Below are 24,265 nucleotides of genomic sequence, written 5' to 3'. Positions count from 1 at the left end.
CGGTGCCCCGCGCCCCTGGTGGTGTGCCGCCGCATCCGCGGAAGCACGGTCACCCTCAAGGGGCGTGTGGGGGTCCCTCCCAGGCGAAGCGCTGGGGGAGAGCGGAGCGACCAGCCCAGGCGCACCGCCGGACGAAGACGCGTCGGCAAGGGGCGGCCCCTCGCTCGCCGGAGAGGTGGTCCTGGAACCGGCAGAACGGGGCAACTCGGGAGGACCCGTAACGGTCACGGCAAACCCTTCCTCGGGGTGTCCGCGCCCCGGGCAGTGTCGGACGGCGGGAGTTCCTGGCTCGCTCGACCGCCGGAGGCACCCGGTGGTCAAGTTCACAGTGGCGGGACCGCGCCGGATTCGCACCGGGCTTCCTCCCCTGTCGCCGTCTGCGGCGATGGCGAACCGGAAGGTCCGCACGGGGAGCATAGTAAGCGCCATAGCCGTTCAGCAGTTCATCCGATTTGTGGCACGGTCGGTATGCTCGCCGCCATGTCCACCGCCCCCGACCAGCCCCGCCGGCCGCCCCGGCCGGCCGCCGAGGCATGTCCGGCGGACGGAAACGCGCAGGTGCGCGAGGGTGCCGGACAGCCGCGGAACCGGGCGGACGCCTGCCCGGGGGCGCTGCGGCTGCACCCGGCGGACGACGGCGCGCTGGCCCGTGTCCGCATCCCCGGCGGAGTGCTCACCGCGGCGCAGGCGGAGCGGTTGGGCGAGGCGGCGCGGCGGTTCGGCGACGGTGATGTCCATCTCACTTCGCGCGGCAACGTCCAACTGCGCGGCCTGGGCGCGGCCTGCGGGGCGGACATGGCCCAACTGCTCGGCGCGGCCGGGCTGCTGCCGTCGGCGGCACACGAGCGGGTACGGAACATCGTGGCCTCGCCGCTGTCGGGCCTCGACGGGCGGGGGCACCTGGACGTCGGGGAGTGGCTGCGGGCGCTCGACGGGCTGCTGTGCGGCAGCGGGACGGCCGCGGCGCTGTCCGGGCGGTTCCTCTTCGCCCTCGACGACGGGCGCGGCGACGTCGCGGCCCTGGCGCCCGACGTGACGCTGCGCGCGGCACCGGACGGGACCGCGCTGCTGCGGGTCGGCCGCAACCCGGCCCTCCGCCTGTCCGTCGCCGACGCGCCCCGGGCCGCGCTGCTCGCCGCGGAGGCGTTCGTCACGTCGGCCGCGCCCGACGGCGGCGAGCCCACCGCGTGGCGGGTGGCCGACCTGCCCGACCGCGGCGCGGCCCTCACCGCCGCCCTCGCCGACCGCCTTACCGCGCCTCCGGCCACCGAGCCGACCCCGCCCTCCGCCTCCCCCGACCCCACCCGGGGGAAAGCCGCCCCCTCCGCCTCCCCCGCGCTCGGCCCGATCCCGCACCCGGCCACCCCCGGCGGCCCCCTCGCCCTCTCCGTCCTCGCTCCCCTCGGCCGCCTCACCCCCACCCAGTGGCGTGCCCTGACCGCGCTTGCCGCCCGCACCCCGGCCGCGCACCTGCGGCTCACCCCGTGGCGCGGCGCCGTCGTCCCCGGGGTGCCCGCCGACCGCGCCCAGGAGGAGCTGGCCGCCCTCGCGGCGGCCGGACTGGTGACGGACACCGCCTCCCCGTGGGTCGGCGTGAGCGCGTGCGCCGGGCGGCCCGGATGCGCGAAGTCGCTCGCCGACGTACGCGCGGACGCGGCGGCCCTCGTCCACCCCGCCCCCGGGGACAGCGAGCCCGCCCGCCCCGCCCCCGGGAGCGGGGAACCCGGGGACGCCCCCGCCCCCGCCCGCCCCCTCCCCGTCCACTGGTCCGGCTGCTCCCGCGGCTGCGGCCGCCCCCGCACCGGCGACCGCGTCGACGTCGTCGCCACCTCCGGCGGCTACCGTGTGGACCTCTTCCGTACCGGCGCCCCGCCACGCGGCGCCCACCCCCGACCCTCCGACCTCGCCGCCACCGTGGCGGCCGCGCGCCGCGGCGCGCCGATCGAATGAGCGAGACCACCGTGCCTCCTGTGCCCCCGGTCCCCCCGGGCTCCGCGAACCCGTACGCGTACGAGTACGAGAAGGACGGCGCGGCCATCTACCGCCGCTCCTTCGCCACGATCCGCGCCGAGGCGGACCTCGGCGGGCTGCCCGCGGACGTCAGCCAGGTCGCGGTGCGGATGATCCACGCCTGCGGGATGGTCGACCTGGTGGCCGACCTCGCGTACAGCCCCGGCGTGGTGGCCCGGGCCCGGGCGGCGCTGCGGGCGGGGGCGCCCGTGCTGTGCGACGCGGCGATGGTCGCCAGCGGGGTGACCCGCAAGCGGCTGCCCGCGGACAACGAGGTGATCTGCACGCTCGGCGACCCGTCGGTGCCCGCGCTCGCCGCCGAACTCGGCACCACCCGCACCGCGGCGGCGCTGGAGTTGTGGCGGGACCGGCTCGACGGCGCCGTCGTCGCCATCGGCAACGCGCCCACCGCGCTGTTCCGGCTGCTCGAACTCGTCGCCGACGGCGCCCCGCGGCCGGCCGCCGTCATCGGCGTCCCGGTCGGCTTCGTCGGTGCCGCCGAGTCCAAGCAGGCCCTGACCACCCACCCGTCGGCCCTCGACCACCTGGTCGTCCACGGCAGGCGCGGCGGCAGCGCCATCGCGGCAGCCGCACTCAACGCGATCGCGAGCGAGGAAGAATGAGCAGCCGCCTTTCCGCGGAGCACGACGCCACCGCCCCCGAGGGCCCGACCGCTGCCGGCAGCGGTGCCGGTTCCGGCGTGGGGCGGCTGTACGGGGTCGGTCTCGGGCCCGGCGACCCGAAGTTGATGACCCTGCGGGCCGTGGAGGTGATCGCGGCGGCCGACGTCGTGGCGTACCACAGCGCGCGGCACGGCCGGTCGATCGCCCGGGGGATAGCGGCGGCGCACCTGCGCGACGGGCAGATCGAGGAGCAACTGGTCTACCCGGTGACGACGGAGACGACCGACCATCCCGGCGGCTACCAGGGCGCGATGGAGGAGTTCTACGAGCAGGCGGCGGCGCGGCTGGCGGCGCACCTGGACGCGGGGCGCAGCGTCGCGGTGCTGGCGGAGGGCGACCCGCTCTTCTTCGGGTCGTACATGCACATGCACAAGCGGCTGGCCGGGCGGTACCCGACGGAGGTCGTGCCCGGGGTGACGTCGATGGCGGGCGCGGCCGCGCGGCTGGGGGCGCCGCTGGTGGAGGGCGAGGAGTCGCTGACGGTACTGCCCGGCACGCTGCCGGAGGAGGAGCTGGCCGCGCGGCTGGCGGCGGCGGACACCGCGGTGGTGCTGAAGCTGGGCCGTACGTTCCCGGCGGTGCGGCGGGCGCTGGAGCGGTCGGGGCGGCTGGCGGAGGCGCGCTACGTCGAGCGGGCCACGATGGCGGGCGAGCGGATCGCGGAACTGGCCGAGGTGGACCCGGAGTCGGTGCCGTACTTCGCGATGGCGGTGCTGCCGAGCCGGGGCGGCGCGGCGGTGCCCCGGCAGGAGCGGGCCGAGGAGGCGGCGGCCGAAGGCGTCGGGCATGTCGTGGTAGTCGGCACCGGGCCGGCCGGGCCGCTGTGGCTGACCCCCGAGACGCGCGGCGCGCTGGCCGCGGCGGACGACCTGGTCGGCTACACCACCTACCTGGACCGGGTGCCGGTCAGGGCCGGACAGCTGCGGCACGGCAGCGACAACCGGGTGGAGGCCGAGCGCGCCCAGTTCGCGCTGGAACTCGCCCGCAGGGGGCGGCGGGTGGCCGTGGTGTCCGGCGGCGACCCGGGGGTGTTCGCGATGGCCACCGCCGTGGTGGAGGCCGCGTCGCAACCGCCGTACCGGGACGTGCCGATACGGGTGCTGCCCGGCGTGACCGCGGCGAACGCCGCCGCCGCGCGGGTCGGTGCCCCGCTCGGCCACGACTACGCGGCGGTCTCCCTGTCCGACCGGCTCAAGCCGTGGGAGGTCATCGCCGAGCGGCTGCGCGCGGCCGCTTCCGCCGACCTGGTGCTCGCGCTGTACAACCCGGGGTCGAAGAGCCGGACCTGGCAGGTGGCCAAGGCACGCGAACTCCTGCTGGAGCACCGCTCTCCCGACACCCCCGTGGTGGTCGCCCGTGACGTCGGCGGCCCGGGCGAGCAGGTCCGGATCGTCCGCCTCGCCGATCTGGAACCCGCGGAGGTCGACATGCGCACCCTGCTCATCGTCGGCTCCACCCAGACCAGGACCGTGGTGCGCGGCGACGGCGAGCAGGTGGTCTGGACGCCGCGCACCTACCCCCGGAGCTGACCGCACCCTCCTCCCGCCACCGTGCCCTCAGCCCATCCGCCCCCGCACCCCCCTCCCGCCACCGCGCGCTCAGCCCATCCGCTCCCGCACCCCCCTCCCGCCACCGCGCCCTCAGCCCATCCGCTCCCGCACCCACCTCCCGCCACCGCGCCCTCAGCCCATCCGCTCCCGCACCCACCGCGCCGCCCGCTCCACGTCCTCCGCGACCTCCACCCCCGCCACCCCCCGCGGCCGGCGCACCACCACCACCGGCAACCCCGCCTCCCGCGCGGCCACCAGCTTCGCGGCCGTGGCCGCACCCCCGCTGTCCTTCGTCACCACCACCCCGATCCGGTGCTCCCGCAGCACCGCCCGCTCCCCCTCCACCGTGTACGGCCCCCGGTCCAGCAGCACCTCCATCCGGCGCGGCACCGGCCCTTCCGGCGGGTCCACCGACCGCACCAGGAACCACAGGTCGTCCAGCCCGGCGAACGCGGCGAGCCCGGTGCGTCCGGTGGTCAGGAACACTCTGGAGGCGATGCCGGGCAACATCTCGGCGGCCTGCGCGAGGGAGGCCGCCGGATGCCAGCGGTCGCCGGGGCCGGGTGTCCACCCGGGTCGGCGCAGCGCCAGCAGCGGCACCCCCGTGTGCGCGGCGGCCTCCGCCGCGTGCGCGCTGATCGTCTCGGCGAACGGGTGCGTGGCATCCACCAGCGCGTCCACGGAATGGTCGCGCAGCCACCGCGTCATCCCCTCGGTCCCGCCGAACCCGCCGATCCTCACGGTTCCCTGCGGTAGGCGGGGGGCCGCCACCCGCCCGGCCAGCGACGACGTCACCCGCACGGTGCCCATCGCGACCAGCACCCCCGCGAGTTCCCTCGCCTCAGCGGTCCCCCCGAGAACCAGCACATGCCGCACACCGCACCCCTTCCCACCAGCCCCTCGACCCCGCATCGTACGTTCCACGTGAAACATTCCTCCCGGCCCACCCCACCGTGACGGTCGACGGCCCACCCGCCGGCAGGTGCTCCCGGTGCCGTCCGCGCACGGGCGGGAATTCCGGTAACTGCTCACGCCATTCCGCTCGTTCCGGCCGGTCGCCGAGTCGAACGCGCGGCTGGTGAAGATGGCAGGCCGCCGGCCGGAGAATCTCCGGAAATCTCCGCGAAGCGCCTACTGAGCTTCCAAAGCCGGGCAGGAAGGCGCCCTCCGATTTGCCGTCGAGCCGGTCGATCACCACCCCGGTCCGGGAAAGCGCATAACGCCCATGCCCACCCTGTCGACGGAACTGGTCGACCTTGGTGACGACAACATCGAACTCAGCCGAACGACCGTCCAGAACCGTCCAGAACCGGCCTGCCGCCACGGCTCCCGACCCTCCCTGCCACGGCTACCGGACGGCGCGCCGCAGGTCAACGGGGTTGCGGGCGAACGCAGTTCAGTTGTCGAACACCTCGGCGAGCGAACCCCCGGGCCCGGTACCGGAATTCGCACCCCTGACACCGACAAAGGACACCCGGTGACGATCCGCCCGCGCCGCATGACACGAACGAGTGAAGCGCAGAGAAGCGAAAGACCCCGTTAGCGGGCGTGCCGTCGGCGGTGGAATCGCGATCGGGTCAACCAGTGCCGCCGATGCGCCACCGGGCCGCCGAACCTGGCACATCGCTCCCGGCACCGGCCCCGCAGATGTGCCCCGTCGGATTCGGCGCAGGCGTGAACTCGCCGCCCGGCTCTCCCACCTGCGTCGCGCAGTTGTGAACGAGGACCGCCCGGTTGATCGGGCTGGCCGACCGAATCGGCGGCTACTGCTAGCCTTCACGCAGTCACGGTAGGTAATCGACCCCGTGCGTCAATTGAAGGATCAGGGATATGCGCAAACTCCAGCAACTGGCAGTCGTCGCCATGGCAGTCGGCAGCCTTTCCGCCATTGGCGCGGGCGTCAGTTTCGCCGACACGCAGGGCCAACTGCCTCCCCAAGGGACGCAGGGTCAGCAAACCCCGCAAGAGACGCAGGCCCAGCAGGCCCCCCAAGGCGGCATGCAGCAGGCCCCGCAGCAGGCGCAGGGCCAGCAGGCTCCCCAGGGCGTGCAGCAGGCCCCCCAGAGCCAGCAAGCTCCCCAGAGCGCGCCGGCCCCGCAAGGGACGCAGGTCTCCCCCCAGGTCGCCCCCCAGCTGTCGCCGACCGTCACGCTCCCGCAGGCCCTGCCCCTCGGAGCCCCGCAGGCCGCCCCCCAGGAGGCGCCGCAGGAGCAGAACAACCTCTTCCGTCCGTACCAGGAGTGCAGCCCGCAGACGGTGCTCCAGGCGAACATCCCGATCGCCCTCCTGGGCGACTCCAAGACCCAGGGCGACACCTGCACCCAGGTGAACAACGCCTTCAACAAGTAGGGAACGGACCCACGGGACCGTCTCCGTTGCGCTCTCCAGGCGACGGCCCTTCGAGTCTGAACACCCTGCGGGCTGAGCCGATCAGGTTGTTCCGGGCGGCGCGTCACTCAAGCGACCACTGAGGCCCAACTCCCCTCACTGCGAACGGTGTTGGGCACTCCGCTTCGACCGAATGGCCCCCGAAGAACCGGTTGGCCACCTCACGTGCCTCTCACGGCTCACGGCATCCAGTGCTTATCTTCATCACACCGTGAGTCGGTCACGGAGAGTATCCGATCAACCACACGAAGGAACAGACATGCGCATGATCCAGAAGGCAGCCGTCGTGGCCGCCGTGCTCGGCACCATCGGCTTCGCCGGCGCCGGCGCCGCCTTTGCCGGCGACCACGGTGGCAGCGAGTACCAGGTGTCGCAGAGCACCTCGTGCAAGTCGCACGACCTGAACCTCGACGTCCTCGGCGAGGTCGGCGTCCTCAACGGCCTGCTGGGCAACGCGCTGAACGGCGAGGGCAACCCGGGCGCCCAGGCCACCAGCCTCGGCTCGACCATGGGCTGCAACAACAGCGCTTTCTGAGCGCTGTCGGAGTAGCTGAACCCATGGACGCGGCGGGCCCCACCATCACGGCCCGCCGCTTTCATGCGCCCCTTCAGAAGTACCGGTGCGCATGGGGCCCATGACAGCGCCATCGCACCGCGCATCGTCAACCGTGCCTGACCCAAAACATGGAGCATGACATGCACAAGATCTACAAGGCGGTCGCCGTGGCCGCCATGCTCGGCAGCTTCGGCCTCGTCGGCATCGGCACCGCCGCCGCGTCCGACAACCCCGGCGGAAACAAGTTCAACGTGCAGCAGAGCACCTCGTGTAAGTCGCACGACCTGAACCTCGACGTCCTCGGCGAGGTCGGCATCCTCAACGGCGCCCTGGGCAACGCCCTGGGCGGCGAAGGCAACCCGGGCGCCCAGAGCTCCCAGCTCGGCTCGAGCATGGGCTGCAGCAACAGCGCCTTCTGAGCCAGACCAGCCCAGTAGGTACCAGATGGGTCCCGGAATCCACGGCCGAACCCCGGCCCCTCGGGCGCCGGGGCCCATCCTCACGGAGATCAGTTGAGACCGGACACCGGTGCTGGTCCGAGTGTGACACCGACCGCGAAGGAACACGGCACATGTTCAAACACACGAAGAGCGCGGCCCTCTCCGTGCTCGTGGGTGGCATCTCGTTGGCTTGCGTGGGTATCGGCCATGCCGTTGCCGCGGGGCCGTCCACCAACTGCACGCGTGACGCTCAGGGGAACGACACCTGCGTCACCAAGTCCGAGAACACGTACACCAGCAAAGACGGCACCTACCACCTGCAGCAGCAGCAGGACTGCACCAACGTGTCGCGTCAGGAGCCCCAGACACCGCAAGTCGCGGTGGGGCAGCCGGGGACGACGCAGATCGGGGCGGTCGTCGACTGCTCCAACCACGCGCCGGCACCCGAGGGATTCAAAGCACCCGACATCTCACGCTAGTGCCGTGGCGGGCACTCGCCGCCCCCACGGATGAGGCGCGGCGGGCCGAACCCCGTCCACCGCGTCCCCGTCGACAGATGGCCGGACCCGGATCGTCCCCGGGCCCGGCCATCTGTCGTGCACCCCGGCGGCCTCGGCGCGCGCTCCGCTGCGCGTGCGCCTCAGACCGCGGGCCGGAACACGGTCACGCGGTCCTGCCCAGCCACTCGATCGGGTTGGTGTACGAAAGACCGGTGAGTTGCTGGTCGGTGCAGAACCTGGTGATCAGGTCGGAGAACTCCGAGATCCGCTCGACCGGCGCCAGATGGTCGGCGTATTTGATGGTGGTGAAAGCGGCCCGCGGAAGGGCCGCGGCGACTGCACGGCCCATCGCCGGTGTGCAGAGCGTGTCGTACTCACCGGTGCACACCAGGATCGGCACGGCGGGAACCGGCTCGTCCCGGTACCAGTCGTGGGTCATCAGCCGCGCGTTGTGCTCCACCGACTTGTTGATGTCATCCTCGGACTGCGCCATGAACTGCCCGTAGAGCAATCGCGAGACCGCCTGGTGCTTGTAGACCACACCGGTTCCGGGAGGAGACATGAACTGCTCGACCAGTTCGGAGGCGATCTGCGCCCGGTCGCCGAGTTCGAGCATGCGCGCCCACCGCGGGACAGCGGAGGAGTAGTGCGCCGGGATGGCCGTGGTCATCCCGACCAAGCCCAACTTCACCAAGCGGTCGGAGTAGTGCTGCGCGTATCGCAGAGCGATGGCCCCGCCGAAACAGCTGCCGATGACATTCGCCCGGTGAATGCCCAGTTCCTGCGTCATGTGGTGCACGCAGTCGGCAAGGAAGTCCATCCCGTAGCTGGCGGGGAGGAAATCCGCACTGCCGTAACCGGGCAGGTCCACGGTGATGATCGTACTGCATTCGGCCAGCCACTTCTGGTGCCGCAGCCACGCGAAGCGGTTCTGCGCCGAACCGCCCAGCAGCACCAGCGGTTCCGTCCGGGGGTTGTCCTGACGAACAATGCGGCAGTGATACGCAAATCCCTCGAAGACCAACGTCCTTTCCTCCGACTGCGCTTGGGCAGGTGCCCCGGAGTCAGGGCGGGGAACCGGCACAGATGTGTCCTGTGACGTGCTGATGTCAGAGCGCATAATGTCTCCGAGCGCGCGCGAAGAATGGGGAACCGAACACCATGATCCACCCTTTGGAGCATGGAGAGCCCAATCTCACCCACGGTGGGCGTGTCGGAACCCGCCCATGCGATCCGGACTTTTTTCCCGTCCCGTACTCGGCCATTTCCCGGACGGTCGGCAATCGGGAGCCTTTTACGAGGTGGGGCAACTCGGGATCGCCGCCGATCACCATCGGACAATTCCCCCGCGCCCGACGCGTCGAACTGGCCGCCGCGGCAATCCGCTTCGGCCGCGCGGGCGGCTGACCTCGCCGGCCGCGCGGTCGGCCGACCTCGCCCGCTGCTCAGTCGCGCAGGCGGGCCGTGGAGTAGAGGTGGCTGTCGAGGAAGGACTCGGCTGCCAAAGTGCGGCCTACGATGATGACGGCGGTCCGGCGGATTTCCGCGTCGTGGACCTGTTCCGCGATGCTGCCGAGGGTGCCGCGCAGCACCACCTCGTCGGGGCGGCTGGCGAATGCCACGACTGCGGCCGGGCACTGAGCACCGTAGTGCGGCGTCAACTCGGCGACGACACGGTCGACGTAGCCGGCGGCGAGGTGCAGGACGAGCAGGGCGCCGCTGCGGGCGAGGGTCGGCAGGTCCTCACCGGGCGGCATGGGCGTGGCCCGCTGCGCCACCCTCGTGAGGATCACCGTCTGCCCGACCGCCGGCACCGTCAACTCCCGCTTGAGCGCGGCGGCGGCCGCGGCGAACGCGGGCACCCCGGGCACCACTTCGTACGGCACCCCGGCCGCGTCGAGCCGGCGCATCTGCTCGGCCACCGCGCTGAACACCGACGGGTCCCCGGAGTGCAGCCGCGCCACGTCGTGGCCGTCGCGGTGCGCCCGCACCAGCGCCTCGGTGATCCCGTCGAGATCCATCCGCGCGGTGTCGACGAGTTCGGCCCCGGCCGGGCAGTCGGCGAGCAACTCGCGCGGCACCAGGCTCCCGGCGTACAGGCAGACCTTGCACGAGGCGAGCAGCCGCGCACCGCGCACCGTGATGAGGTCGGCGGCGCCGGGGCCGGCGCCGATGAAGTAGACGGTCATTCGTCTTCCGCTTCTGCTGGATCGGCCGGCTTGACCACCGACCACTGGGTGACCGGCATCGCCTGACGCCAGCCGGTGAAGGCGCCGACGGGTGCGGCGTGGGCGACCGAGAGCCGTACGAGGTCGCCGCCGCGGCGCCGGTAGTGGGCGGCGAGCAGCGCCTCGGACTCCAGGGTGACGGTGTTGGCCACGAGCCGGCCCCCCGCGGGGAGCGCGTCCCAGCAGGCGTCGAGGAGGCCGGGCGCGGTGAGGCCGCCGCCGACGAAGACCGCGTCGGGAGCGGGGAGTTCGGCCAGTGCGGCGGGTGCGGCGCCGGTGACGACCCGCAGCGCGGGCACCCCGAGCCGTGCGGCGTTGGCGGTGATCCGGGCGGCCCGTACCGGATCGCGCTCGACACCGACCGCGCGGCAGGAGGGGTGCGTACGCATCCACTCGATCGCGATCGAGCCGGAGCCGCCGCCGACGTCCCAGAGCAGTTCGCCGGGCGCGGGGGCGAGCGCGGCCAGCGTGACCGCGCGGACATGGCGCTTGGTGAGCTGCCCGTCGTGGTCGTAGCTCTCGTCCGGCAGCCCGGGCACCGCGCCGAGCCGCCGAGCGTCAGGGGCGCGCCGGCACTCGACGGCGACGACGTTGAGCGGGTCGCCGGGTGCGTGCGGCCAGCCGTCGGCGGTGCCGTCGGCCGCGACGCGCTCGCGGGCACCGCCCAGTTGCTCCAGCACCCGCAGCCGGCTGGGCCCGAAGCCGCGGTCGCGCAGCAGCGCGGCGACCTCGCCGGGGGTGGCGGCGCCCGCGCTGAGCACGATCAGCCGGCGGCCGTGGTGCAGCGCGGCGGCCAGGGCCGACGCCGGGCGGCCGACGAGCGTGACCACCGCGGTGTCCTCGACCGGCCAGCCGAGCCGGGCGCAGGCGTAGGAGACCGACGAGGGGTGCGGCAGCACCCGCAGCGCTTCCGGGCCGAGCACCTCGGCCAGGGCCCGGCCGATGCCGTGGAAGAACGGGTCGCCGCTGGCCAGCACGGCGAGCGCGCGGCCGTCGTGCGCGGCGAGCAGCGCGGGCACGGCGGGCCGCAGCGGCGAGGGCCACGGCACCCGCTGCCCGGCGCACTCCGATGGCAGCAGGTCGAGTTGGCGCGGGCCGCCGATCAGCGTGTGCGCGGCGCGCAGCGCGGCACGGGACGCCTCGGGCAGCCCGTCCCAACCGTCGGCGCCGATGCCGACGACGGTCACCGGGGTGGGGTCGGAGCTCACGCGGACACCTCGGGTCGGGGAAGCGGCAGGTCAGCAGGACCTTACCGACCTGCCGCCGACCCCGGCCCGCCGGGTGCGCCGGGCCCGCGGCCCCACGGTCCGCCGCCAGGAGCAGCTGAGCCTCCGCCCGCGGTGCCCCGCGCGGTCCTGCCTGCGGCTACGCCCTCGGCTCCGGCCCGAGGCCGTAGGTGAGGTAGGCGAACTGGCCGAACTGCTCGACCGAGGTCAGGGTGAGCCGGTCCGACTCCAGCCGGCGCGGCAGCAGCGGGGCGCCGCCGGTCAGGATGACCGGTGCGACGCCGAGCACCAGCTCGTCCAGTACTCCCGCGTCGGCGAACTGCCCCGCCAGCTCGCCGCCGCCGACCAGCCAGATCGTACGGTCGCCGGCGGCCGCGGCCATCGCGTCGTGGACTGGCCGGACGTCGCCGCGCACGAAGGTGATGTCGATGCCGGGCACGGCCGGCAGCTCCCGGTGGGTGAACACCCAGCAGGGCGTGTCGCCGTACCAGCTGCGCCACTTCTCGGGCTGCCGCAGCATCTCCTCGTGCTCCAGCATCCACTCGTAGGTGGTGGCGCCGAGGGCGAAGGCGCCGACCGCCTCGAAGAACACGGGGAAACGGGCCCCGCCCTCCCCGCCGTGGTCGGCCGTGAAGAGCCAGTCGAGCGATCCTGCCTCGTCCACGATCCTGCCGTCGATGCTCGTCGCGGTGAAGTACGTCGTCCTGGGCATCGCCTCACCGTAGCGGCGGGCACTGACAGCGGGGCATGCCGACGGGCCGCCGGCGAGGGGGGAAGGCCGGCGGCCCGTGCGGGGTGGAGCGGGCCGGTTCGGCTCGCGGGGCGAGCGTCACCGGCCGATGGCCGGGAAGCGGCCGGGGGTGGCTCAGTGGTTGGCCACACCGTTGCCGGAGAGCACCGGGATGTTGCTGAGCACGTGCGAGAGCGGCTCGTCGCCCTGCGCCTGGGTGGAGTTCTCGGTGCACTGCTGGTTCTGCGGCGACGTCAGCACGTTGACGTCCTGGACGGTGACCGGGATGACACCGATCAGCGAGCCGACGTTGGCCTTCACCGGCACGCCGAGGCAGGGCTTGTTCAGGGTGCCCTGGACCAGGCCGATCTGCGGGCTCTGGGTGCCGCCGGTCTGGGTGTTGCCGTACGCCTGCTCGGCGCCGTTGCCGTTCACCGTGGTGGTGCCCGCATCGTTGCCGATGGCCATGGCCTGCGGGGCGGCGGCGGCACCGACGGCGGCGACCGACGCGGCGAGAGCAGCACCGGCAAGCATCTTCTTGATCATTTTCGTCCTTTTTTAGGTGCTTGGTGCACTGTTCTGGAAGGTCTGGAGCAATCTGGTCAACTGCCCCAACGAGGTTTGGTTCCGGCCTTTCACTCCGACGGGGGATAAGCCGGGCGGGCGGAAAGGACGGGAAAGTCGGGAAGGCGGCAAATGAGCGGCGTCAGCCGAGCGGCAGGCCGTTCGTCGGCAGCCCGCCGAGCAGCGAACCGGCGGGCAGACCCCCGGTGGCCTTGGCCAGCCCGGACAGCGCGGAACCCGCGATGCCGGTGCCGTTCTGCGCCGTCTGCAGGGCGGAGCCGACGGGCGTCGCGTCGGCGATCTTCTGCAGCGGCTGCTCGTTCAGCGCCTGGTCGACACCGCCGTTGATGCTCGTGGGCATCGTCGACATGTTGCCCACAGAGACGGGGGCGCCGCCGGCGCCCTCGGCAAAGGCGGGTGCGGCCATTCCGGCCGCCATCACCGATCCGGCCACTGCCGCCGCAACCTTTGAGTACTTCACTTGTCACCCTTTCCTAAGCCGAGAGCCGGCGGCCCGGCCCTGGGGAGGGCGAGTGCCGCGGGACACCGTCGGATGCCGAAGTCCGGCGCCGTGTACAACGACCACGCCGATCCGCAGGCAACGGAAATCACACCGCATCGGCCGACAATCACCCTTACGGGCAGAACAACGGCGCAGTCCTGCTGTCAATCGCCTTTCCGGCGCGCATTCCTCGATACGCCACCGGAACGGTTTCAGCGCGTTCGGGCCGTGCCGCGCGCCGCATTCGAGGCCGCGTGGGAGCGTCGGTACAGCAGCGCTCCGCCCATGAGCAAAGCGGCTCCGGCCGCGCCCGCGATGCCGAGTTCGCGGTTGTCCAGCCCGGTCTCCGCCAGCCGCTGGTGCACCACGACAGGCTTGGCCGGGGACACGGGGGGGACCTTCTCGGTGCGCGGCGGCGCCTGGGGCGCGGGGGTGGTGGGCGCAGGGGACTCGTCGTTGCGGCAGGAGTTGCCGAACGCCGGGTTCAGCAGCCCGGCCGCGTCCACGGTGTTGCCGCACGCGTTGATGGGCGCGTGCACCGGGACGTCCACCGAGTTGCCCGACAGGATGCCGGGCGAACCGGCCGCGGTGCTGTCGCCGCCCGCATCGGCGTGGGCAGCACCTCCCGCCACGGCCAGGACACTGCCCGCGGCAGCAACGGTGAGCAGGCTCCGGCTCAGGATCTGTCGCATCGACTCTTCTTTCCGCATTGCTACTCCAGAGGCGCGCGGCTCTTCCGCGGCCCCGACAGACGCCCCGGAGCGATCATCCGTGCCGCACTCCGGGGCGGTACCTGATCAGGGCGCTGTCACGACCCGTCAGGCAGACGTCAGTGGCTGTCGGCGTTGACGCACGTGTTGCCGAACGAGGGGTTCAGCAGCGCGATCACGTTGACGGTGTTGCCGCACAGGTTGACCGGCACGTGCACGGGGACCTGGACGACGTTGCCCGACAGCACGCCCGGCGAGCCGGCGGCGACGCCGCCGGCGCCGGCGCTGGCGAACGCGGGGACAGCGGCACCGGCTGCCATCAGGGTGCCGGCGGCGACCGCTGCGACCTTCGAGTACTTCACGGTGGACTCCTTTTCCGGAAACGGCGTCGTGCACCGCCACGGCTTTCGTGACGGCCCGCCGGGCAATTCCACGCCCGAGCACACCGCTGCCGACCGGACCAACGAGCGCCCTGGTGTCGAGGAAACTCCCCGATCGCCACCGGGGCACACTATCCACCCGAATGGGCGGTGTAACTCGCCGAAATCCCGGAATCCCGCGCCGCCCCGATTCCGCCCGGGCCGTTCCCTTTTCCGCACGGCGACGGCCCCGGTCCGCCCGACGGAGACATCGGGGGCCGGGGCCGTACACGACCGAACGAGGCCGGAGCGAGCCGGTCGGGAACCGGTCGTGAGCGGGTCGCGATCCGGTCGGCGGCGAAAGCGCGCCGATCAGTGGATCAGTGGTTGGCCGCGCCGTTGCCGGACAGGATCGGCAGGCCGTCCAGGATGTGCGAGAGCGGCTCGTCACCCTGCGACTGGGTGGAGTTCTCGGTGCACTGCTGGTTCTGCGGCGACGTCAGCACGTTGAGGTCCTGGACGCTGACCGGCACGACACCGATGAGCGAGCCGAGGTTCGCCTTGGCCGGCAGGGCGATGCAGGGCTTGTTGAGCGAACCCTGGATCAGCGCGAACGACGGGCTCATCACACCGCTGGTGTAGGTGTTGCCGTAGTTCTGCTCGGAGCCGTTGCCGTTGGCGGTGGTGGTGCCGTGGTCGTCGCCGATGGCCATCGCGCCGGGGGCGACCGTCGCGGAGACACCCGCGAGCGAGGCCGCGACGGCGGCCGTGGCGAGGATCTTCTTGATCACGATAGGTCCTTCTGGGAAGAGAGGGTGGCCCCGGTACCAGGGCCAGTCTGATCAACAGCGCGACAGCCGGTTGGTAATGAACCTTCACCCGAACGGATAGCCCCGGTCACCATGCGGGACGCATTCCCTCACAAGGGTGATTGCCGATCTCCGATGCTGACATCTCGTCGCGTGGGTGAAATCCGATGGTCATAAGAAACGGCCAGCTCAGAGCGACTGCCGGCGGCGCCGCGCGTCCTGCGGGCGTTACCCGGGGTCGTCTGCGACCGTGCTGTGAGAATTCAGAGCGATTACCTGACAGGCACCGCATTCGTTGAGTGCACGCGGCCCGTTGATCAAGGTTGGTCCAGCGCTCCGGGCGATCAGCCGGAGCCGATCGCCGGGCCGTGGTACCGACCGGACTTCGGACTTCCCCGGGTCCCGGAGAGAGGGAACGGCGCGCGATGCCGCAAGACCATGACGACCAGGCCCCGTTGACGACGGGGACCGCAGCGGCCGGGGAAGCCCGTCTCGACGGGCTGACGGTGCTGCACGTCGCGCAGCCGGTGGACGGCGGGGTGGCCCGTGTCGTCGCCGACCTGGTGCGGGCGCAAGCGGCGCGGGGCGCACGGGTCGTGGTGGCCTGCCCGCCCGGCGGCGACCTCGGACCGGCCGCCGCCGACGGTGGCGCCGAGGTGGTGGCCTGGCCCGCCCGCCGTGCGCCCGGCCGCTCGCTGCCCGCCGAGGTACGGTCCCTCGCCCGGGTGATCCGCGCGGTCGGCCCCGACCTGCTGCACCTGCACAGCTCCAAGGCGGGGCTGGCCGGCCGGCTGGCGGCCCGGGGCCGCGTCCCCACCGTCTTCCAGCCGCACGCCTGGTCCTACGACGCGGTGTCCGGCCCGACCGCCTGGGCGGTGCTGCGCTGGGAACGCGCCGCCACCCGCTGGACGCACCGCGTGCTGTGCGTCAGCGGCGCCGAGCGCGACTCGGGGGCCCGGCACGGGGTGCGCGCCGCGTGGGCGGTCGTGCCCAACGGCATCGACACCGAGCACTTCCGGCCGCCGCTGCGGCCGGCCTCCGCGCGGGAGGCGCTGCCCTCGCTCGCGGACCTCGGCGCCGACGCGCCCGTGGTGGTCTGCGTCGGGCGGTTGTGCCCGCAGAAGGGACAGGACGTCCTGCTGCGGGCCTGGCCCGAGGTGACCGCGCGGCTGCCCGCCGCCCGGCTGGTGCTGGTCGGCGACGGCCCGGACCGGCAGCGGCTGGTGGGCGACGCGCCCCCGGGTGTGCTGTTCGCCGGGAACGCGGCCGACCCGCTGCCCTGGTACCAGGCCGCCGACGTCGTGGTGCAGCCCTCCCGGTGGGAGGGGATGGCGCTGGCCCCGCTGGAGGCGATGGCGTGCGCGCGGCCGGTGGTGGCCACCGACGTCGACGGCGCCCGGGAGAGCGTGCCGGCCGCCGACACCGAGCTGTGCGTCGTGCCGCCGGGCGAACCGGCGGCGCTCGCGGCCGCGTTGCTGCGGCTGCTCACCGACCCGGCGACCCGTGCCGCCGCCGGCCTGCGCGCCCTCGCCCACGTCCGCGCGCACCACGACGTACGCGTGTCCGCGGCGGCCGTCGGCGCGCTCTACACGGCCCTCGCACCGCACCCGGCGCGGCCCGGCGCGACCTCCCCGGCCACCCACCCGGACCGCGAGGTCGAGGTGCCCGCCCGGTGAACCGCGTGAACCGCCCCTCGACCCCGGACCACTCCGCCCTCCCCGAGGCCGCCGCCCCGCCGCCCTGGCCCGAGACCGGCCTGCCGCCGTACGGTGACGCGGCTTATGGCGACGCCGCGTACGGCGATACGGCATACGGCGACGCGGGATACGGCGGGGGCTACGGTGCCACGGCCGGACCCGGCGCCCCCTTCGGCGCCTTCGCTCCTTCCGCCGCACCGGCCGGACCCGGGCAGGCCGGGTCCGGGAACGGCCGCACGGCGACCCGGACGGCCCGCACCGGCCGGACCGCCAAGGCAGCTCAGGCAGCTCAGGCAGCCCAGCCGGGACAGACGGGTCAGACAGCGCAGGCGTCGCAGACGGCGATGAACCCGGGCAGGTGGCAGACCGCGGCGGCCGACCGTGCTTCCGACGCCGACCTGCGGGTGGTCGTCCCCCAGCCGCAGATCCGGCCCGCCGCCGGCACGTGGCCCGGGCCCGACGCGGCTCCGGGCCGGCACCCCGCCGCCCCCGGACGCCCGGCCGAACCCGCCTCGCAGGAAAGGCCGTCGAGCGCCGAACGGCTGCTGTCGCCGGGCGGCGTGCTCGCCGCGGCGGACTGCCTCGCCGGGCTGGTCGGGCTCTGCGCGGTCGGGCCCTTCGGCGCGCCCGTGCTGCCCGCGGTGCTGCTGTGCGTGCTGCTGGCCGCCCACCGAAGAGCCGGCCTCTACCGGCCGGGGCTCACACCCACCGCGCTGGACGAGGTGCCCGCCATCGCACTGGGCACGGTGCTCGGCTGGGGCCTGGCCGCCGCCGCGACCGCCGCGACCGAGCCGCGCGGCGCGCTGAGCTGGCCCGAACTCCTCGACGCCACCGCGCTGACCGGCTGCGCGGCCGTCGCCCTGCGTGCCCTCGTCCATCGCCTGCACCGCACCCGCGCCCGCCGCGCACCCGCCCCGACCCTCGTCGTCGGCGCCCCGAACGCGGCCGAGCAACTCGCCGCGACACTGCGCGCCCACCCCGAGTACGGCCTCGCCCCGGTGGCCGTCGCCACCCCGGCGGACCACGGCGGACCCGCCGAACACGGCCTCACCGCCGCCGATTTCGCGGCCCTCGGCGCCGAACCCACCCTGGAGACGGCCTCGTTCGGCCCGGCCGGCGCACGCGTGGACGTCCCGCCGCACCCCTCGGCCTCGCCGTCCGTCCCCCTCGCCGTCCAGGACACCGTCCCGGTCCCCACCCACGGCGCACCCGGCGCAAGCACCGCCGACACCGGCCCCGCCCTCGCGTCGATCCCGCGCCTCGCCGTGACCGCCGCCGCGGACATCGCCCGGGTCGCCGTGCGCGACGCGGTACGGCACGTGGTCGTGGTCGGGCCGGCCGGGCCCGCCACGGCGGAGGCCGTCGCGCTGCTGGCCGCGCGGGGCTGCCGGATCTGGCAGGCCGACCAGGACGGACCGCGGCCCGGCAGCGGACCAGGCGGGGCCGGGCGGATCGAGCCGGCCCACCTGTGGGGCTACGCCTACCGCCCGTTCACCGACAGGACCCGGCAACGGCCGTACGGCAAGCGGGCGCTGGACATCGTGCTCGCCGGACTCGCGCTGACCGCGGCGGCCCCGATCCTGGCCGGCTGCGCGCTGGCCGTGCGCCTCGCGGACGGCCCCGGCGTGCTGTTCCGGCAGGAGCGGATCGGGCTGGGCGGACGGCCGTTCACCGTACTGAAGTTCCGCACCCTGCGCCCCGCCGACGACCACGAGGCAGCGACCTTGTGGAGCGTGGCGCACGACAGCCGCACCAGCACCGTCGGCCGGCTGCTGCGCCGCACCTCGCTCGACGAACTGCCGCAGTTGTGGAACGTGTTGCGCGGCGACATGAGCATGGTCGGCCCGCGCCCCGAACGCCCTTTCTACGTGCAGAAGTTCAGCGCCGAGCTGCCCGGTTACCAGGACCGGCACCGGATGCCCGCCGGGATCACCGGCCTCGCCCAGGTGAACGGTCTGCGCGGCGACACCTCCATCCCGGACCGGGCCAGGTTCGACAACCACTACATCGAGAGCTGGTCGCTGTGGCAGGACGTCGCGATCCTCGTCCGCACCGCGACCTCGCTCTTCCGGTTCGGCGGTAGCTGATGACCCTGACCCTCGCACCGTCCGGCCGCACCCGCGGCGCCGGCCCCGCCGGCCGCCACGACGGCGCCGTACGACACCACCTGACGCTGCGTCATCTCGCGTCGTACGCGCACCTGCTGCCCGCCGTCGCCACCATCGCGCTGCTGGCCGCGCCCGTCGCCCCGGGCAACGTCAGCACCTCCGGCAAGGTCACCCCGGCCGACGCCGCCTCCGCCGTGCTCGTACTCGCCTGCGCCGTACGCCTGTTGCGCGACCGGCGGCGCCTGCTCAGCCCGGCCGCGGCGATCGTCCTCGGCGCGCCCGTCGTCGGCTTCGCGGTCGCCGCGATCGCCTCGCCCGACCCCGGTGCCGGCGTGACCGGATTCGTGCGCTACGCCCAGGTGTTCGTGCTCGTGCCGGCCGCGCTGGTGCTCCTGCTGCGCGACCGGCGCGACTTCGCCGTGGTCGCGGGCGCGGTGGTCGCCCTCGCCCTGGTCCAGGGCGGGATCGGCGTGTGGCAGTACGCCACCGCGACCGGCGCCTCGTACCAGGGCGAGGACATCCGCGCGGTCGGCACGTTCGGGCCCTCCGACATCATGGGCATGGCCACGGTCGTCGCGTACGGGCTGGTCATCTCGGTCGGCTACGCCCTCGCGCCCGGCCGCCGCGCGGTCCGCACCGGGGCGGCGGCGTGCGCGGCGCTGCTCCTGGTGCCGCTCACCGTCTCCTTCAGCCGCGGCACGTGGATCGCCACCGCGCTCGCGCTGGCCGCGATGACCCTGCTCGCCGGATGGCGGCAGGCGGTACGCGTCTTCGCGGTGCTCGCCGCCTGTGCGGTGCTGCTGGTCGGCGGGGTCGGCGTCGGCTCGCAGCTGATCACCCAGCGGCTCGCCAGCATCACGCAGGTCACCGACGCGCCCGACCAGTCCGTCACCGACCGCTACACCCTCTGGTCGGCGGCGCTGTCCATGTGGCGCGAGCACCCCGCCACCGGTGTCGGCCTCAAGCGCTTCCCCGACGAGCGCGACTCCCACGCCTCGCTCGCCCTCGACTCCGGGAGCGACACCGCCGGCGCCGGGCAGACCTTCACCCGCGAGCCCCTGCTCTCGCCGCACAACATGTACCTGCTCGCCCTCTCCGAGCAGGGCCTGATCGGCTGCGGACTGCTCACCGGCTCCTGGGCGGCCCTCCTGGCCGGCGGCGCCGCCCGCCTGCACCGCGCCCGGCGCGCCTTCCGTGCCCGCGGCGCCTTCCACGCCCGCACCGCCATCGCCCCCGGCCTCGCCGCCGTCGGCCTTCTCCTCTGGCAGGCCGTCGACTTCCTCTACGCCGACATCGGTGGCCCCTCCACCCCCCTCACCGCCGTCCTGCTCGGCCTCACCGCCTGGTGGTCGCTCAACTCCACGGACGAGCCCGCCCGATGAACGACAGGGAAGCAGGGTTCGTCAAAGGCGCCCGGGGCACCCCTCAGGACGTCTGGACCCACCCGGCCGACGCACCCGAAGCCGCGCGCCCGCCGACCGTGTTGGCGTACCCCGGCACCGAGCCCCCCGACGTGTGGGCGCCCCCGCCCGAGCCGATCGACGTACCGCCGCCCCGGCCGCGCGACCCGAGCGCGGCCCGGGAGCCCTCCTCCCGGATGGCCCACGCCGCCGCGGCCACCGCGGGGCTGAGCATCGCGGGCTCCGTCCTCGGCCTCGTCCGCGACCAGGGCATCGCCCACCTCTTCGGCGCGGGCGCGGAGAGCGACGCGTTCCTCGTCGCGTGGACCATCCCCGAGATCGCGGCGACCGTCCTGATCGAGGACGCCATGGCCCTGCTGATGGTGCCCGCGTTCAGCGCCGCCCTCGCCCGGGGCGAGGGTCCGCACGCCCTGATCCGCGGCAGCCTGCCGCGCCTGCTCGCCGCCCTGGCGCTGCTGACCGCGGCGCTCGCGGCGGGCGCCCCCTGGGTCGTACACGTGCTCGCCCCCGGCATCGCCGACCCGGCCACGGCGGTGGCCTGCACCCGGCTGACCGCGCTGACCGTCCTCACCTTCGGCGTCGCCGGCTACCTCAGCGCCGCGCTGCGCGCGCACCGCCGCTTCGCCGCACCCGCCGCGATCTACGTGGCGTACAACACCGGCATCGTCGCCGTGCTCTTCGCCCTGCACGGCAGGTTCGGGGTACGGGCGGCCGCCGCCGGGGTCGCGGTCGGCGGCGCGCTGATGATCGCGGCGCAACTGCCTTCCTTCCTGCGGGTGTTGCGGTCCACGCCGACCGGCCCGGCCGGGCCGCGCCCGGACAACCCGCTCGGCCTGGCGCTGCTCGCGCCGGTCATCGTCTTCACACTCAGCCGCCAGGCGCAGGTGCTGGTCGAGCGGTTCTTCGCCGCCCCGCTGCCCGCGGGCGCCATCTCGCACCTCAACTACGCGGAAAAGGTCGCCCAGTTGCCGATGTCACTGTCGGTGATGATCGTGACGGTCACCTTCCCGGTGCTGTCGCGCGCGCTGGCCGACGGCGACCGCGAGCAGGCCAGGCGCCGGGTCGAGCGCGACCTCGCGCTCGCCTGCCTGGTGGTGCTGCTCGGCACCTCCTACGTCATCGCCTGCGCCCCGCAGATCATCGAAGTCCTCTTCCAGCGAGGCGAGTTCACCGCCGTCGACACCGCGGACACCGCCATGGTGATGCGGGTCTACGCGCTCGGCCTGCTCGGTCAGAGCCTGGTCGGGGCACTGGTCCGGCCGTACTTCTCGGCGGCGGGCCCGACCTGGTACCCGGCCGCCGCGATGGGGCTGGGGCTGGCGGTCACCGCGGCCGCGGACGCCGCCGCGGTCGGGCCGTGGGGCGCGTACGGCATCGCGGCCGGCAACGCGCTGGGCATCACCGTGACCGCCGCCCTGCTGCTGCGGGGCCTGGGCGCGCACACCGTCGCCGTCCGGGTCGCCGCCGTGGCGCCCCGGATCGGGCGGATCGCGCTGGCCGCGCTGTGCGCCACGGCCGCCGGCTGGGCGCTGGCGCACCGGCTGCCGGACCCGGCGGTGGCCGCGGCCGCCTGCGCGGTGGCGGTGCCGGTGGTGTTCGCCGGCGCCGCGCTCGCCGCCCGGGTGCCCGAAGTCCCCTACCTGCTCGCCACCGTCACACGGAAGGGCCGCCCATGACCGCTGACCTCCTTGCCCCCGCGGGCGTCCACGCCGGCCGCCGGGCGCCCTGGACGCTGATGTACCACTCGGTGGGCGACCGCCGGGCCGGCGACCCCTACCTGGTCACGGTGACCCCGGAGCGGCTCGCCGGACAGCTGCGCTGGCTGCGGCGGCGCGGCCTGACCGGCGTCGGCATGCGGCAGTTGCTCGCCGCCCGCGCCCGCGGCCGGGCCGGCCGGCTGGTCGGGCTGACCTTCGACGACGGCTACGCCGACTTCCTCACCGACGCGGTGCCGCTGCTGCGCGCGCACGGCCACACCGCCACCGTGTTCGTGCTGCCCGGCCGGCTCGGCGGCACCAACGCCTGGGACCCGGACGGCCCGCGCAAGCCGCTGCTGACCGCCGACGGCATCCGCGCCGCGCACACCGCCGGCATGGAGATCGGCTCGCACGGCCTGCTGCACCGCGACCTGACCGCTCTGGACGACGCCGATCTCAACCTCGAACTGACCGAGAGCAGAAGCCTGTTGACCGACATCACCGGCACCGCCCCGGCGGGCTTCTGCCACCCCTACGGCGCGGTCGACCCGCGCACCGCGCTCGCCACCCGGCGGGCCGGATACGACTACGCCTGCGCGGTCGACCCCGGGCCGGTCGCCTGCGGCCACGCCCTGCCGCGCACCTACGTCGGCCAGGCCGACAACTCCCCCCGGCTGCATGCCAAACGGCTGCTGCACCGGCTGCGGCGAGCCGAGCTCGCCACCCTCCCCGCCGTGCCACAAGGAGGCGACGCATGAAGGTCCTGCACGTCATCACCGGCCTCAACGTCGGCGGCGCCGAGCAGCAACTCCGGTTGCTGCTGCGGCACCTGGACGCCAAGTGCGAGGTGGCCACGCTCACCGACCCCGGCCCGGTGGCCGACGCGATCCGCGCCGACGGCGTGCGCGTGCACGACCTGCGGATGACCGGCAACCGCGATGTCGGCGTGCTCCCCCGCCTCACCCGCTTCATCCGGGCCGGCCACTACGACGTGGTGCACACCCACCTGTACCGGGCCTGCGTCTACGGGCGGATCGCCGCGCGGCTGGCCGGGGTGCACACCGTCGTGGCCACCGAGCACTCGCTGGGCGCCACCCAGATCGAGGGCCGGCCGCTGGGCCTGGGCACCCGCACCCTGTACCGGGCCACCGAGCGGCTCGGCCACGGCACCCTCGCGGTCTCGGCGACCGTCGCGGAACGGCTGGTGTACTGGGGCGTGCCGGAGGCGCGGGTGCACCTCGCGCCCAACGGCATCGACCCGGACCGGTTCCGCTTCGACCCCGAGGTGCGCGCCGAGGCCAGGACCCGGCTCCGTATCCCCGTCGGCGCGTACGTGGTCGGCGGGGTGGGGCGGCAGGTGCCCGGCAAGCGGTTCGACGCGCTGATCCGGGCGGTCGCCGAGGTCCCGGACGTGCATCTGCTGCTCGCCGGCGACGGCCCCGAACGGGTGCCGCTGCTGCGGCTCGTGCACCACCTGAACCTCCAGCACCGGGTGCACGTCGCCGACTCCAGCGGCCCGGAGGTGCCCGGACTGCTCGCCGCGATGGACCTGTTCGTCTCGGTCTCCGCCGAGGAGGCGTTCGGGCTCGCGGTGGTCGAGGCGCTGGCCGCCGGACTGCCCGCGCTCTACACGGCCTGCCCCGCCGTGGAGGACGTGCCGGCCGAGGACGCGCCCGGCGCCTGCCGGATCGACCTCGGCGAACTGCCCGCCGCCCTGGCCGCGGAGCACCGCGCGGGGCCGCGCCGGCTGCCCGCCCCCGCGGCGGTCGAGTACTACCACATCGCCCGCACCGCGCAGCGCGTCATGGCGCTGTACGCGCAGGCGGGCGAGCGGCGGGGCCTGCGGCGGCGCGGGTCCGGTCCGGCCGCGACCGTACCGCGCCCGGCCCGGGCCGCCGGTTCCCAGCCGGCGCCGCGGCCGGTCTCGCAACAGGCCGCGCAGCCGCTCTCGCAGCAGGCGGCGGCGCCGGTTCCGCAACCGCCCGCGCAGCAGGCCGCCCCGCCGGCCTCCCGGCAGGCGCCCGGCACCGTACCCGGGGCCGCCGCCGAACCCACCACCCCGACACCCGCGCAGAAGTGAGACACAC

General features: G+C 74.2%; 22 protein-coding genes, 1 pseudogene and 1 riboswitch. Of the genes and pseudogenes, 13 read left to right on the top strand and 10 right to left on the bottom strand.

The features are described 5' to 3' along the window. Positions 1 to 278 precede the first annotated feature (278 nt). Positions 279 to 365, bottom strand: a riboswitch (cobalamin riboswitch). A gap of 115 nt (positions 366 to 480) precedes the next feature. From cobG to ACIPAE_RS10215, 3 genes are read left to right on the top strand one after another with little or no spacing between them, the layout of a single operon-like run. After that, the gene (gene cobG, locus ACIPAE_RS10225; protein WP_402444189.1) at positions 481 to 1,950 is read left to right on the top strand and encodes a precorrin-3B synthase; all 1,470 of its coding nucleotides are present in this window, start codon (positions 481 to 483) and stop codon (positions 1,948 to 1,950) included. A gap of 20 nt (positions 1,951 to 1,970) precedes the next feature. After that, complete coding sequence (locus ACIPAE_RS10220; RefSeq protein ID WP_328466302.1) at positions 1,971 to 2,633, top strand: precorrin-8X methylmutase; 663 nt, start codon at positions 1,971 to 1,973, stop codon at positions 2,631 to 2,633. Continuing rightward, the gene (locus ACIPAE_RS10215; protein WP_329367297.1) at positions 2,630 to 4,222 is read left to right on the top strand and encodes a precorrin-2 C(20)-methyltransferase; all 1,593 of its coding nucleotides are present in this window, start codon (positions 2,630 to 2,632) and stop codon (positions 4,220 to 4,222) included. The genes ACIPAE_RS10220 and ACIPAE_RS10215 overlap by 4 nt, the downstream gene beginning before the upstream one ends. A gap of 153 nt (positions 4,223 to 4,375) precedes the next feature. Here ACIPAE_RS10215 and ACIPAE_RS10210 read toward each other — a convergent pair whose 3' ends face one another. Then, positions 4,376 to 5,119 carry a cobalt-precorrin-6A reductase gene (locus ACIPAE_RS10210; protein WP_402444186.1) on the bottom strand — a complete coding sequence of 248 codons (744 nt, stop codon included), beginning with the start codon at positions 5,117 to 5,119 and terminating at the stop codon, positions 4,376 to 4,378. Between the two features lie 1,122 nt (positions 5,120 to 6,241). Between ACIPAE_RS10210 and ACIPAE_RS10205 the strand changes: the two genes are divergently transcribed. From ACIPAE_RS10205 to ACIPAE_RS10190, 4 genes are all read left to right on the top strand, one after another. Next, positions 6,242 to 6,592 carry a hypothetical protein gene (locus ACIPAE_RS10205; protein WP_329367291.1) on the top strand — a complete coding sequence of 117 codons (351 nt, stop codon included), beginning with the start codon at positions 6,242 to 6,244 and terminating at the stop codon, positions 6,590 to 6,592. Positions 6,593 to 6,890: 298 nt separating this feature from the next. Next, positions 6,891 to 7,166, top strand: coding sequence for a hypothetical protein (locus ACIPAE_RS10200; protein ID WP_328466309.1), 276 nt, complete (start codon positions 6,891 to 6,893; stop codon positions 7,164 to 7,166). A gap of 161 nt (positions 7,167 to 7,327) precedes the next feature. After that, complete coding sequence (locus tag ACIPAE_RS10195) at positions 7,328 to 7,606, top strand: hypothetical protein (RefSeq protein WP_366413480.1); 279 nt, start codon at positions 7,328 to 7,330, stop codon at positions 7,604 to 7,606. Positions 7,607 to 7,758: 152 nt separating this feature from the next. Next, positions 7,759 to 8,106 carry a hypothetical protein gene (locus ACIPAE_RS10190; RefSeq protein ID WP_402444185.1) on the top strand — a complete coding sequence of 116 codons (348 nt, stop codon included), beginning with the start codon at positions 7,759 to 7,761 and terminating at the stop codon, positions 8,104 to 8,106. Positions 8,107 to 8,290: 184 nt separating this feature from the next. On the opposite strand, the gene ACIPAE_RS10185 is transcribed toward ACIPAE_RS10190, so the two are convergent. The 9 genes from ACIPAE_RS10185 to ACIPAE_RS10145 all read right to left on the bottom strand — a co-directional run bounded on the left by ACIPAE_RS10185 (position 8,291) and on the right by ACIPAE_RS10145 (position 15,237). Next, entirely contained in the window at positions 8,291 to 9,151 is an 861-nt protein-coding gene (locus ACIPAE_RS10185) for an alpha/beta fold hydrolase (protein WP_402444183.1), read from the bottom strand. Between the two features lie 421 nt (positions 9,152 to 9,572). Continuing rightward, the gene (cobM, locus tag ACIPAE_RS10180; protein WP_402444181.1) at positions 9,573 to 10,316 is read right to left on the bottom strand and encodes a precorrin-4 C(11)-methyltransferase; all 744 of its coding nucleotides are present in this window, start codon (positions 10,314 to 10,316) and stop codon (positions 9,573 to 9,575) included. Continuing rightward, a complete protein-coding gene (gene cbiE / locus ACIPAE_RS10175; protein WP_402444496.1) occupies positions 10,313 to 11,542 on the bottom strand; it encodes a precorrin-6y C5,15-methyltransferase (decarboxylating) subunit CbiE in 1,230 nt (409 codons plus the stop codon). The genes cobM and cbiE overlap by 4 nt, the downstream gene beginning before the upstream one ends. Positions 11,543 to 11,720: 178 nt before the next feature. Continuing rightward, on the bottom strand, positions 11,721 to 12,293 hold the full coding sequence (locus ACIPAE_RS10170; protein WP_402444180.1) for a dihydrofolate reductase family protein: 573 nt from the start codon (positions 12,291 to 12,293) through the stop codon (positions 11,721 to 11,723). A 153-nt stretch (positions 12,294 to 12,446) separates the two neighbouring features. Next, positions 12,447 to 12,857, bottom strand: coding sequence for a rodlin (locus ACIPAE_RS10165; RefSeq protein ID WP_366413477.1), 411 nt, complete (start codon positions 12,855 to 12,857; stop codon positions 12,447 to 12,449). Between the two features lie 160 nt (positions 12,858 to 13,017). Beyond that, positions 13,018 to 13,236 carry a hypothetical protein gene (locus tag ACIPAE_RS10160; RefSeq protein WP_402444178.1) on the bottom strand — a complete coding sequence of 73 codons (219 nt, stop codon included), beginning with the start codon at positions 13,234 to 13,236 and terminating at the stop codon, positions 13,018 to 13,020. Positions 13,237 to 13,589: 353 nt separating this feature from the next. Continuing rightward, positions 13,590 to 14,069 carry a chaplin gene (locus tag ACIPAE_RS10155; protein WP_402444176.1) on the bottom strand — a complete coding sequence of 160 codons (480 nt, stop codon included), beginning with the start codon at positions 14,067 to 14,069 and terminating at the stop codon, positions 13,590 to 13,592. 137 nt (positions 14,070 to 14,206) lie between these two features. Next, positions 14,207 to 14,449: a chaplin gene (locus ACIPAE_RS10150; RefSeq protein ID WP_329367273.1), complete on the bottom strand. Its 243-nt coding sequence runs from the start codon at positions 14,447 to 14,449 to the stop codon at positions 14,207 to 14,209. Between the two features lie 377 nt (positions 14,450 to 14,826). Next, entirely contained in the window at positions 14,827 to 15,237 is a 411-nt protein-coding gene (locus ACIPAE_RS10145) for a rodlin (protein WP_328466329.1), read from the bottom strand. 443 nt (positions 15,238 to 15,680) lie between these two features. Between ACIPAE_RS10145 and ACIPAE_RS10140 the strand changes: the two genes are divergently transcribed. The 6 genes and pseudogenes from ACIPAE_RS10140 to ACIPAE_RS10115 all read left to right on the top strand — a co-directional run bounded on the left by ACIPAE_RS10140 (position 15,681) and on the right by ACIPAE_RS10115 (position 24,258). After that, a complete protein-coding gene (locus tag ACIPAE_RS10140; RefSeq protein ID WP_402444173.1) occupies positions 15,681 to 16,931 on the top strand; it encodes a glycosyltransferase in 1,251 nt (416 codons plus the stop codon). A gap of 402 nt (positions 16,932 to 17,333) precedes the next feature. After that, positions 17,334 to 19,039: pseudogene (locus ACIPAE_RS10135) on the top strand (sugar transferase). After that, positions 19,039 to 20,442, top strand: coding sequence for an O-antigen ligase family protein (locus ACIPAE_RS10130; RefSeq protein ID WP_402444171.1), 1,404 nt, complete (start codon positions 19,039 to 19,041; stop codon positions 20,440 to 20,442). The pseudogene ACIPAE_RS10135 and the gene ACIPAE_RS10130 overlap by 1 nt, the downstream one beginning before the upstream one ends. Beyond that, entirely contained in the window at positions 20,439 to 22,157 is a 1,719-nt protein-coding gene (locus ACIPAE_RS10125; RefSeq protein ID WP_402444169.1) for a lipid II flippase MurJ, read from the top strand. Before ACIPAE_RS10130 ends, ACIPAE_RS10125 begins: the two co-directional genes overlap by 4 nt. Beyond that, on the top strand, positions 22,154 to 22,936 hold the full coding sequence (locus ACIPAE_RS10120) for a polysaccharide deacetylase family protein (RefSeq protein ID WP_402444167.1): 783 nt from the start codon (positions 22,154 to 22,156) through the stop codon (positions 22,934 to 22,936). The genes ACIPAE_RS10125 and ACIPAE_RS10120 overlap by 4 nt, the downstream gene beginning before the upstream one ends. After that, positions 22,933 to 24,258: a glycosyltransferase gene (locus ACIPAE_RS10115; RefSeq protein ID WP_366413471.1), complete on the top strand. Its 1,326-nt coding sequence runs from the start codon at positions 22,933 to 22,935 to the stop codon at positions 24,256 to 24,258. Before ACIPAE_RS10120 ends, ACIPAE_RS10115 begins: the two co-directional genes overlap by 4 nt. Positions 24,259 to 24,265: the final 7 nt, after the last annotated feature.

The organism is Streptomyces sp. NPDC087270, from assembly GCF_044744625.1.
GTDB lineage: Bacteria > Actinomycetota > Actinomycetes > Streptomycetales > Streptomycetaceae > Actinacidiphila.
The sequence above is the reverse complement of the archived record's forward strand: the minus strand, read 5'-3'. Positions and strand labels throughout refer to the sequence as shown.